Annotated in this window: 8 protein-coding genes; 6 read left to right on the forward strand and 2 right to left on the reverse strand. The window is 33.8% G+C overall.

Going from position 1 to position 12,424, the window contains the following annotated elements; all coding sequences use genetic code 11:
- The 4 genes from NEF87_RS02155 to NEF87_RS02170 all read left to right on the forward strand — a co-directional run bounded on the left by NEF87_RS02155 (position 1) and on the right by NEF87_RS02170 (position 7,714).
- Positions 1-1,815, forward strand: a complete 1,815-nt coding sequence (locus tag NEF87_RS02155) for an ABC transporter ATP-binding protein (protein WP_457918428.1) — start codon at positions 1-3, stop codon at positions 1,813-1,815.
- Complete coding sequence (locus tag NEF87_RS02160) at positions 1,805-6,760, forward strand: S8 family serine peptidase (protein ID WP_457918429.1); 4,956 nt, start codon at positions 1,805-1,807, stop codon at positions 6,758-6,760. Before NEF87_RS02155 ends, NEF87_RS02160 begins: the two co-directional genes overlap by 11 nt.
- Before the next feature lie 21 nt (positions 6,761-6,781).
- Positions 6,782-6,976, forward strand: a complete 195-nt coding sequence (locus NEF87_RS02165) for a hypothetical protein (RefSeq protein ID WP_457918430.1) — start codon at positions 6,782-6,784, stop codon at positions 6,974-6,976.
- Positions 6,977-7,066: 90 nt separating this feature from the next.
- Positions 7,067-7,714, forward strand: coding sequence for a hypothetical protein (locus NEF87_RS02170; protein WP_457918431.1), 648 nt, complete (start codon positions 7,067-7,069; stop codon positions 7,712-7,714).
- Positions 7,715-7,738: 24 nt separating this feature from the next.
- On the opposite strand, the gene NEF87_RS02175 is transcribed toward NEF87_RS02170, so the two are convergent.
- On the reverse strand, positions 7,739-8,494 hold the full coding sequence (locus tag NEF87_RS02175; protein WP_457918432.1) for a hypothetical protein: 756 nt from the start codon (positions 8,492-8,494) through the stop codon (positions 7,739-7,741).
- An 18-nt stretch (positions 8,495-8,512) separates the two neighbouring features.
- The gene (locus NEF87_RS02180) at positions 8,513-8,812 is read right to left on the reverse strand and encodes a hypothetical protein (protein ID WP_371804749.1); all 300 of its coding nucleotides are present in this window, start codon (positions 8,810-8,812) and stop codon (positions 8,513-8,515) included.
- Positions 8,813-8,991: 179 nt separating this feature from the next.
- On the opposite strand from NEF87_RS02180, the gene NEF87_RS02185 reads away from it, so the two are divergent.
- Together NEF87_RS02185 and NEF87_RS02190 are read left to right on the forward strand one after the other, a co-directional pair.
- On the forward strand, positions 8,992-11,652 hold the full coding sequence (locus NEF87_RS02185; RefSeq protein WP_457918433.1) for a CotH kinase family protein: 2,661 nt from the start codon (positions 8,992-8,994) through the stop codon (positions 11,650-11,652).
- A gap of 3 nt (positions 11,653-11,655) precedes the next feature.
- Complete coding sequence (locus NEF87_RS02190; protein WP_457918434.1) at positions 11,656-12,402, forward strand: VTC domain-containing protein; 747 nt, start codon at positions 11,656-11,658, stop codon at positions 12,400-12,402.
- The last annotated feature ends 22 nt before the right edge of the window (positions 12,403-12,424 follow it).

Raw genomic sequence — 12,424 nt, forward strand, 5'->3', positions numbered from 1 at the left:
ATGAATCTATATGCGACAGATGCAGATCTTACAGGCAACAATAATCAAGATTTTGGAGGATTAGGGGAACATGGCTATTTCACAGCATCTCAATTTGAAGAATTATGGGAATGGGTCGATAAACGAATCCAAAATATGTTAAATATTTCAATAATTGGGACATATGGAAAAACAGGAATGGGATTTCAATTAAAAGGAAGAATTATCCCTCAACGCCACTCCTTAGAAAGAAAATCACTTATAATACTTTCATCCAATTTTGAGACATCAGATTCATCAAGTTCGATTCCCTACATCCTTGAGATTCATGGGAAATCTGTGAAAGGATTAAAAATACAGGGAAGAAAAGAAAAACTTTTGATAATCAATTATGTTGTCGAAAATACCTTTCAGAAACCAAAAAAGAAAATGCGTGCATTCTCAAAAAGATATCTCTTTAGAGCATTTGAATATCAAGATCGATACTTGGTAGATTGGCATATTCGCATGGTGGCAATCGGTAAAATAATGGAAGTTGGGATTCCGCAGTATTCTATCATTGATGGTATGGTAGTCTCCAGAAAAAAATATAAAAAAAAAATTCATCTTAAGGACTTCCACCTTCATTCAGATTTTTTGAGAACCGGTGATGATTCCGAATTGCCTTTCAAAAAAGCAGAACTATCGATTTATCTAAGAAAAATGCGAACTCGCGATTATGAATATCACTATTTTGAACCAGAATTAGTGGTTGTGGTATTGGAAAAATCACGATTAATAAAACAAAACATCATCTCGGTCAGAAACTTGACAGTGAAATTTGGAAAACGAGTCATAATTGATAAAGCTTCCTTTGACATTCGCCACGGGTCAATAATCGGAATCATTGGAGAAAGTGGAGCAGGAAAGAGCACGACGGTAAAATCAATGCTCGCACAAGTTCCATATAAAGGTGAAATCTCCATCATGGGAATCAATGCGCAAGAAACAAAAAGAATTGCACCTCATATTGGATTTGTTCCCCAAGATTTAACGATGATTTACCATGAATTCAATGCATTTGAAAATATGGTGCATTTTGGGACACAATATAATTTAGAAGAACAAGAAATCACCCAAAAAGCTAAAAATATTCTGAAAGATTTAAATATGTCGAGATATATGGAAAAACCTGTTGAAGAATTATCTGGAGGACAAAAAAGGCGAGTCTCTATAGCAGTTGCATTAGTGCATGATCCTACTATTTTAATTCTTGATGAACCGACTTCAGGATTAGATCCAATGACTAGATTCTCCCTATGGCGTTTTCTTGATCGAATAAACAAGCTTTATGGAATTACTTTAATCGTTATCTCTCATTATTTAGATGAAATTGAGTATTCAGATAAAAGCGCAATATATCTCAAAGGAATCGGGTTTTTTGATTATGATTCACCAGAAGGTTTAAAGAAAAAATTACCTGGGGGAGGAATGGCTCTCGAAATTACTTTGATGGATATAGATCTGCGTGCGAATGAAATATTGGAAAAAATCCCACATGTTGAAGCAGTAATTCAACGTGGTGTCCGTCTTCGAGTTCTTTCAAATATTCATACGGAAGAAATGAAAATAATTGTAGAAAGACATTTGAGGGAAGCTGGAATAGCGGTGTACTCACTCACTGCAGAAATTGAAGTAGATATGATGGATTATTTCACTTATTTCAGTCGTAAGTTGGGATCTGGAAAAAATATGATCGAAACCAATGAAAAAAATAAACAAAAGCATATTAATTCAGAGTTGGAACATAAAAATTCACAAAAACAAATAGATGAGGAAAATCCCGATGAAATTTAAAACGCACAAATTTCTATCCATGGGGATGTTCATCCTAATTTTAGTTGCAAATAGCAACTCTTATGTTTACAACTGGGATCTGATAGATCTTACAGAAGAATCTCAATTTATTGAAAAATTATCATCTCCAACGCTTTTTATTGATCCACGAATACAAACCGCAGCAAGTCAAGAAATAACAGAATTATCTTTAGTTATTTCAACATATGAAGATTCATTTAGTTTTGTTTTAGAAATGTTGTACTCCATAGACGGAATAAGCATTATCCAAGATTTTTCTGTATTTAATCAAATTGTGATTCAATCGAGGGTAAATTCAATTTCAATTCTTGAGAAAATGGCTGGAATAAAAGGAATTTACCTTAATACTGCCCAAAAAATTGAGACGTTTTCTCAAAAACCCCCAATTAGTTCTTCTACTGATCTTGAAGAACAGAAAACCGATTCTATTTTTGGTTATAATGTAAGCGAATTTCTCCGAAAAAATGAACTTTCAGCACTCACAGGTTTAAATGATTCACAACTACAGGGTAAAAATGCTGTGGTAGCCATGATAGATGCAGGTATTGATTATTTGCTAGAGGATATGGATTATTTTGAAGGAACAGAAGGAATCAACGAGAATATATCAGATTATATGACAGATTTTCAGGAAAATTTCCTCGGATTCAACATGTTGAATCAAAATATTAGCTTCAATATCTTAGGAGCAGTAAGTATGATCCCCTACGAACCCCTCGCTTATACGGATTTTCGTGGAACTGGGACAAATTTTGCGGGACTTATTGGAGGAATGGGGGAAAACATTTCAGTTCACGATGATCCTCTGGATTTGAATTCGACAACTAATATTAATTATACTGGTATCGCTCCAGGCTGTCAGTTACTTAACGTAAAAGTATTGGACTCCTTGGGTTTTACATATTATTCTTTCATCTTATCGGGTTTAAATTGGGCATTAGAAAGAGATGCAGACATCGCGTTTATACCTTGGTCATTTCCAGGTTATGCTGATGATCCTATCTGTCAAGCAGTGGATAGACTCAATCAAGAAGGAGTGGTTGTGGTAACTGCGGCAGGTGATGATGGTCCTGCGTATACTTCAGTTTTCTCCCCTGCTCAAGCGAAAACTGCCATTCGTGTTGGAGCTTATGATCAATATCAAGAGATCATCGCAAATTTCAGTAGTCGTGGACCCACTTCAGACATGCGAACAGCGATCGATTTATCAGCACCTGCATTTAATATTGCTGGACCATCAACTTCATTAGCTTATGATGCAAATAATCAGTCTTTAACATTCTTTAATTCAAGTAAAAGTTCTGCTGCAATAGTTGTTGGGGCGATTGCAATTCTGATCGGTGCTTTTCCATCAATAACTCCGGAAATGATCAAAATTGCACTTATGAAAACTGCAACACCACTTTCTTCCTATGCAAATCCTAATGAAGAAGGGTTTGGATTACTCAACCTTGTAGCAGCCATACAATTTATTCAAAGGTACTATGAAACCGATGAATTCCCCGATCGAGTTTTGACAGTAAATCCATATCCAGGTATGATAACCAATATAGATATGCTAGAAGTCAAAGAAAATTTAAATTTGTATAATAGCTCCCAAGATATTAATCTGTTTGCCATCACCGGTAACCAAGCTTTAATGACAGCGTTAGTATGCATGAATTTGACACAACTTCAAGGATTAGGAAATGGAAGTGTTCCAGATATCCACTTACCCTTGAATATTTTTGGTTTTAGTTTCAATACCACTTATGTTTCCTTTCTGGAATTGGATGTTGAACGTGAGATGGATGTTATGTTTAAGACCACAGATCCATCCTTCTATTCTAGATATAGTAGTGTATTATCCTATCAAGATGAAATATTTATCACAGTATCAATAGAATCATGGAGTTATATATATGATACCACAATTCCAGATTATAATCCAGGATTGCCAATTGATCCAGATAGCCCAGAACTTCCCGAAAATATTACTGCGTGGGAAGATTTTGATTTTTCACAAATAAATTCCACAGATTATTGGACTGAACAATTTGGATTCAATTATACAGGGAGAGTGCCTGTATTTAAGTTTAATTTTGGTTTTATTAACTATGGAAACCGAAATTTTGACAATTTGACTCTTCACTCATCCTTCAAATCGGATTTATATTTGAATGAACAAGGGATAACCGATTATAACGACATGAATGCAATGCCAACAGATATTTTAGATGCAGGTATTGACGATATCTGGGAATATAATGCAACAAATGAAATGTTCTTAACCCATGATCAATACACTCAAGGAGAAAATGCAACCTATGAATGGACATCGATATTATTTAATTCGACAACTCATTCCTTATCGGGGTATGAAATTGGTGAGACGACTGATATATTTAATAGCTTGTTTACCACCACAATTCCAGAATATTCAAATAGCATTTCAAGTAAAGTGAATCTCAATCAAACAGATATGGGTTTTAAAGCAGCCTGGTTAATAGATGATTCTTTGGTACCAGGGGAATCACAAATATTTTCCGCGAATTATGTGGTGTCTAAAGGATCTTCGCTCGAAAATTCTAAATTCGCAGCATATGAGAGCCTCCGTTTCATACAAAACAATGTTTCAGAACTCATTATCGAAGATCTTGCAATAATCCGTACACGATCCCAACGGATGATTTCAATTGATGAAAAATACATTTCAGAATTAGTGGTACTTAACTTAGGTAATACTTTACTAAATTCAACTGAAATTTCCTTCACTTCCAATTTTTCTTCCACAGAATTTGAACAAGAAATTTTTAGCAAAGTTTTCTCCATCCCCCAAATTGCTCCCCACGAAATTCAAAGGTTTAGTGCAAAATGGGTGCCAATATTTGTGGGAATTTATGAAGTTAGTTGGCGTATTGGAGGATATGCAGATTTGGGATCCATTCTCGATGATAGTCCGATTAATAATTTTCAAGGACGCTTTGCGGTAGTTTACGATAATTCACCGTTAATTCCAAATTTGAAGGATTTAATTCTGATCACCCCCAATATTTTTCCAGTGGCACCATTTGTGATTCTTCATCCCCTCGATATAGCTATGACCAACCTTACGATCATTTCTCCGATAAAATTCCAAAATTTCACAACAGTTATTGAAGGGCAATTTGGAAGCTTTTTGACCTTGGAAATTCTTGAAAAAGATGCAGTTTCAACATATTCAAAAGTCGATTTACAAATCATGGTACCTATGGCATATCAACCTGATGTTATTGCAATAAACCTTCACATTGTAAATAAGGATGTGGGATTTGATTCAATTTTACCGATACAATTTCAATTAGAAGAAAACCATGGGAGATTTATATTTGACGGAATTCATTCCCAAATCATGCCAAATTTTGCGTTAGACGACTCAATCTTGGGTGAATTTAATATTCAGCTAGAAGGAGCCACAATAAAAGGAGGATTGGATTTTAATAAGTTATTAGCTGATCGAGTTGAAACTATCTACGGAAATTATTATCAATTTCATGAAGATTTATCTAACTTTGCACCAAAAGGAATGTCTATGACCCAATTAATATCCGGATTGGATCTTTCAGACATGGTTGGAGGAGGATTTGATCTTTCCGCACTAGAAGGGGGAGAAGGAGGAATGAATATTGAGGATTCTTTTGCTCTACAACAAATTTTCAGAGGAGACAATTTCTTTTCGTCAATGGGACCGATGACTACGGATTTTTATTCTTATGATTTGATTAAATTCTTTGATGGAATCATAATGATGGACCCTGAAATAACATTTACATCAGAAGAAACCAATGCAATTCAGAAATATTTAGAATTAGGAGGAAGAATATATTTGTTTACGGAAAATAATTCAAAAACAGATATTAATGCGACAAATTCACTTTTATCCATTTTTGATATTACTGTTGGAAACCAAGTTAATGGAACAGTCACTATACCATCAGAGCAATGGTTAAATACATCAATTTATCCAATGAACTCTCTTTCTCAAGGTTTAGATCCTATAAATTTAGTTGACCCCCTTACATTCCAAATTGATTCGCAGAATAATTCAAATTTTACAATAGTTCAACATAACGATTATTCTCTGGAAATTCACTGTGGATTAGGAATTTTGTTTGTTTTGGGAGATGGAGAACTATTTCAAGAAAGAAATATTCAAAGTAATGATAATCTCGTGTATATCAATACTATTTTCGAACAAACGACTCAAAATCGATTTCATTGGGAAGGAGGCTTAACACAGAATGTGGTGGATCGTAATCAATCTACATATTTAGAATTTAATCAAGTCGCGCAAAACATGACCAAATATCTAGAAGAAGATCTGTTAATGATTGCAAATGGTATTGATTTGAACGGAAATTCAATAGATTTTGAAATTTTTGGATATAGCTCTCCTTTTGTCCCTATGATCCAAACAAATTCTACCGGATTTTTTACAGAAATTAGTTCTAAACAAATTGAAGCGGAAGAAATCTGGGTAACAGTAATGATCGATTCTCCTACAGCGCTGGCAGAAACATTTTCTTTTCCACTAAAAGTGAACCAAAATATCAGTTCAGCACAACCACCTGTACAAATCTATGAATTGAAAGAGTATGCTTACCCAAAATTTCTTGAAATCATATTTGTCGGACAACTATTTCTGGTAATAATTATTACCTATTCCTATACTTCAAAGAAGTGGAAAATTCGGCAAAAATATATTCCAATAAATGATGAATTACAAGCTAAAGTGAAGACAAATCTCTCTAGTTTATCACGGATGTTTAAAATGTTAAAAATTGGAATTGATAATGAAGAATTAGATGATTTAGAGAGGATACGCCATATTGTCCAAAATCGAGATCTTATAGACACAACAATCGAAGATGTGTATGATTTAGCATCCGAATTAGGAGAACAATAAAATTTCAGGAGAATAAAAAAAATGAAGCGATTGGAAAAAATTCGGATGTTAGATCGACTATATTTCTTATTCATATTTGCGACTTGTATCTTTGCTGGAGTTGTTCTTACATATAATCAATTATATATCAACAGTAGCCAATTATTTTTGCAGTTTGCCATAATTTTAGTACTAGGAATAATAGGGCTTATGGTATGGCGAAAACATAAAGCTTAGTCGAGGTCGAAAAATCTTTAGGTGCAAACACAATACAAAACCTACTGAAAACCAAATTATAATCACGTTGAAATCTTTGGGGAAAATAAAATGGCCATGGGATTAACTGAACGAGAACAGGAATATATATGCCGTTTAATCAAGGATCGGATCAAATATATCGAATCCCATCTGAACCCGATTGAACGAGATACAATTATTAAAGATTTAAATAATTTAATCCAAAAAATTCAAACATTTTCGATTTCTAACTTAACAATATCAACTAATACTCCAGTTCAAAGCACTTCAGATCGGCAAACCGAACAACTTGACTCAATAAAACAGATTGATCGCCGAATTAAGACTGCTAACGCACCTTCTAAGGAGAAAATAAAAGATTTTCCCAAGAAGCTTAATAAGAACCAAGATAAGATCTCATCTATTGATTCCGAACATCCTAAAGTTAAATCAATTGAAGAAATTAAAGTGGTGTGCGAAAAATGTGACAAGTACATGGATCTATTCAAATCGTTAAAAAGCGAATATTTCCGGTGCCGTAGATTTCCCCGCTGTAATGTGACTGGTGATGTGACGCAAGTAAAAAGAGCTTTAATTGAAAAAATAGTGACCAAGCGGAAGAACGCAGATACAGTAAAATTATATCGCTTTGCTGAAAATGAAGGTGTTGTCTTTGTTTCTGAAGTAACTAAAGAAAAAGGTTTACTAAACTCGATTGATGAAGGAGTTTGGAGATAATAAATAAGTTTATCTTAATAATTTCTACATTTCTAATTCTGCATAGATTTTTTTTTCCAATTCATTAATTTTCTTTAATTTACGATTCCATTTAAGAAAATGTTTCCATTCAAATACCATGTAGAAGAGCAACCCAAATTCTGCGATAATGTTAATATAATGGAAGTAATTACTCGGATTTTGATTTAATCTAGGAATAATCCCAAAAAAGGACAGAAGGAAGGTTAAAGTCCATTGAATGTAGAAAATAAAGGCAATATTCATCAATATGAACACTATACGTATTAGTTGCATGTGATCTACAATATCATAAAAAATTTGAGTAAGTCCAATAGAATTCTGGATATCAGAATAATCATCAGAATTTTCAACTGTATTTTTATTTAATTTTGTTATTAATTTTTGTTGGATCTCGTACCTATGAACTTTTTTCATCCATATATACAAAAAGACAAATTTTACAAGGGCGAAGGAGGCAATAATGATGAAAATTATAATCGGGGCCAATATATTGTAGATATTTTGCGGATGTAATGGTGGTAAGGGAATTTGCTCGGGAGGAGGACGATTAATTTGTCCGATTGTGTGAATTAAATTAAAAACTTGAACAAATAATGCAAAGATGGGGAAAACAGCGGTAGTAATTAAATAATTCTTTTGATGATTGATATACTTAAACCCGTAGGATTCTATATCAGTATAGAGATCTTGATTAATAGAATTTTTAGATACTAAATGTTCTATAGTATCATCGGGTATTTTGTTTTGATTATCCGCCATTTAAGGTCCTCTTGTTTTTTATTCCAGTTCCATATTTAACATTACAAACCATTTATACCGTTCTTTTCCTTTTTCCGTAATATCTACGATGGTTATTTTTCTTTCCCCCCATGGTTCTTCATGGGAAATAATATAACCGGCCTTTTCCATTTTTGAAAAATATTTTTCTGCAGTACTCGCTTTTAATGCACAATATTTAATCAAATGTGATTTAATAATTCCTTTTTTGATTAAGACGTGATTTATGTCAGCCCTCAATATCCCTTCTAATATTTTCTGAATGATCATATTAGTGGAGCGGTATTTTGAGGCTGGCATGATACTTATCACGGGTAGGTATTTTAAATTTATCAGAACAAAGGTAAATCAAAAAGAACCAAAGTTCTAAAACCACTTATTAATCCTATTAATTTTGTTGTATTTAGACCTTTCCTTTCTATTATTTTCAAGACAAGGAGAGGAAAATCAATTAATCAGGTATTGTAATGAAAAAAAAAATGCTAATAAAAACCATAAATTGGAAAAAATTATCAGTATTTCTGAGTTCGGTAATTTTGGCTATTTTGATTCTAAATATCTTGCCATCACTTACAAGTTCTACGTTAGAAGATGGAATAACTACCGATGAGACAGTAATTTATTCTCAATCAGGTAATTTATCCGATTTAAAGGAACCAATTAGTTCAGAAAACGAAAAATGGAGTCAAGCAACCACCCTTTATGATCAAGCGGAAGAATTTTTTGATGATAGCTATGTTCATGAAATCAAGTTGTACTTTGATGATGAAGAAGGATGGTATGATGAACTTCTGGATGCACATGCAAATGATCCTGATGATCCCTACTTTTCGGCTAAATTCGTTTATGATGATATCGAAATAGATCCCATTGGGATTAATTTTAAAGGACATTCATCATTTATGGGAGAATCCTATAAAAAATCATTTCGGATAGACTTCAACTATTATGATTCAGATGCAGAGTTTTATGGACTTCAGAAACTGAACTTGAATAATGGTCATATGGATCCTACGATGTTGCGGGAAAAAATCTTTTGGGATTTTGCAAGTAACTATGTAAGCACGGTAAGATGTGTATTTACCAGGGTATATGTGAATGATGAATACTTTGGATTATATACAGCCATCGAACAAATTGATGATGAATTTATTGAAAGTCGATATGGAAGTAAGGAAGGTGGAAATCTTTATCGGGCTGAAACTGCAGGGACACTTAGCTATTTAGGAGAAGCAGAATCTCTATACGCTTCGAGCTATGAACTGAAAACGAATGAAAATGAAAATGATTTTTCAAAGTTAATCAGTTTAACTAAGATACTCGAAAATACACCAGTAGAAGATTTCGAAGAAGAAATTGAAAAAGTACTCGATGTTGAAGATACTCTATATTGTATGGCGCTTTTGAACATTTTTGCGAGTTTGGATTCCTTTATTGGCTCAGCCCATAATTTCTACTTGTATGAAAATGAAGAAACAGGTTTAATCAACTACATACTTTGGGATGCCAATGAGGCTTTTGGACGATTTACTTTTGGATTAGAAGAAGGGCAAGATGTTCGACTAATTGATCCTTTTTGGACACCTACATCATCATCAATGGGTGTGATGGCAGCATCTGAATCATTAACAGACGAATCCACTTCTACTATTGATGGTCCTGCTCCACCAGAAGGACCTCCCCCTATTGGACCGGATGGACCGGGAAATGAATTCAGCCAATTGGGAACTGATCGACCGCTATTTGAACGTCTAATGGAGGTTGAATCTTATAATCATACTTATTTAAGAATTTTAGCCGAAATGATTCGAGATGGTTTTAATATAGAGTTTATGGAAGGTGAAATACAAGAACTTGCTGATTTGATTCGAGAGGATATTTACGCAGACCCATACAAAGTGTACACAAATGAACAATTTGAGTTAACTTTAACAGATGGCTATTCTAACCAAAAAAATATTTTTGGATTAGAGAGCTTCATTGAGATTCGTTCAACCTACTTGAATGAAACGCTTGACGCTTATGCAAAAAAGATGGATATCCAATTGAATGAAATAAGTTTAGATAACGGAGGAATTATTGCTGATGAAAAGGGAGATTATGACCCTTGGATTGAGATCTACAATTTGGGGCCAGGTCAAGTTAATTTAGATCATCTTTATCTAACAGATGACGTTAATAATCCGGATAAATGGGCTTTTCCCAATTTTACATTGGATGATGGGGAATTTTATCTCATCTGGGCGGATGTAGAATTAACTGAAGGATCCAATCATCTTTCTTTTGAACTTTTGGAAGAAGGAGGTGAAGTTTTTCTATATGTGGAATCAGCCGAGGGAAATTTTAGACTTCTCGATGAAATAACTTACCCTCCAAAAATTCAAAACTCATCTTATGGAAGATATCCTGATGGAGATGGGGAATGGCAAGATTTTGGCGATTATCCAACTCCAAATCATGCTAACCAAGAGAATGATCTAATAGTTAAACTCCCAACCACACTTTTCATAAATGAATTCATGGCAGAAAATCAAAATACTATTGAAGATCCGGATGATGATGGAAATTATGCCGATTGGATTGAATTATATAATTCCGGAAATCAGTCAATAGATCTATCTGGGATGTACCTTACAGATTTCATTCTCGATCCAACTCTTTGGGTATTTCCAGAAGGTAGTATCATCGAAGCAATGTCATTCTTAGTAGTTTGGGCAGATAATGAACCAGAGCAAGGTGAACTTCATACCAATTTCAAGTTAAGTGGGAATGGAGAAGAAATTGGACTGATCTCCAACGATGGTTCGACTCTCATTGATTATATTCAGTTCGTAGAGTCAATTCAAGATTTTTCTATGGGAAGAATTCCCGATGGAAGTGACATTTGGGATTACTCCATCTCCACTCCTACACCCGGTGAAGAAAACTCGGAATTAGAAGTTGAAGATACTACTACAATTGAAACAGGTTTCTTTTATATTTTTGTTGGTGGTCTTGCTAGTTTAACCATTGGAATCAATCTTTTCCATAAAAAAATGCGCCTCAAAAATAATGGAGATTTTTGGATATCCCCCCAAGATCTTAGAAATCCAAGTCCCAAAGATGGTCAAACAGGCATTCGAACGACAGGAGGAAATTAAAAGATGATTCAAAAGTTTTTTAAAAGATTTGAAATAAAATATCAAATTTCAGCCAATGAACGCCAAAAATTAGTCAAATATTTGAAAGCTTTCATGAAACTCGATGGTCATACTCAAAATTGCTTAGATTATGAAGTTCGAAGTCTTTATTTTGATTCTCCCCAAAGAAAGGCCTATTATGAAAAAACTAATGGGGTTGAATATCGAAAGAAACTCCGAGTAAGATATTATCCAAATTCCATTAATGATGAAGAGAAAAGGATGTTCATTGAAATAAAACGAAAAGTTAATGAAAATGTATCTAAAGCCCGGATAAGTGTACCTGCACATCAAGTGTTCCAAATAATTGATGGAAATAATATGATTGCAGAGGATCTCTATCAAAGGTCATCATTTCAAGATCGTAATACTTTAGAAGAAATTTGGTACTTGAAAAAGCGATTCAATCTGAAACCTGTTTGTGCTATCTCGTATAAGCGCCAAGCATTAACAGGAAAAGTGGAAAAAAAATTTCGTGTAACATTTGACACTAATCTCTTGGTGACAAAACATAATTTTGATCTCTTAAAGTTCCATCAAGGATCATCGAAATCAATTCTTCCCCGTGATATTGTAGTCATGGAGGTCAAATTTAATAATATTATCCCCAAATGGGCGGTAAAAATTTTGGAGGGAAATGATTGTATGCAAGAAAAAATCTCCAAATTTGCCACTGGGTTAAAAGAAGCAAATTCTTACTGCACTGTTTAATTTTTTTTAAGTACCAGCTAAA

This window comes from Candidatus Lokiarchaeum ossiferum, assembly GCA_025839675.1.
Taxonomy (GTDB): Archaea; Asgardarchaeota; Lokiarchaeia; order Sigyniarchaeales; family Promethearchaeaceae; genus Lokiarchaeum; species Lokiarchaeum ossiferum.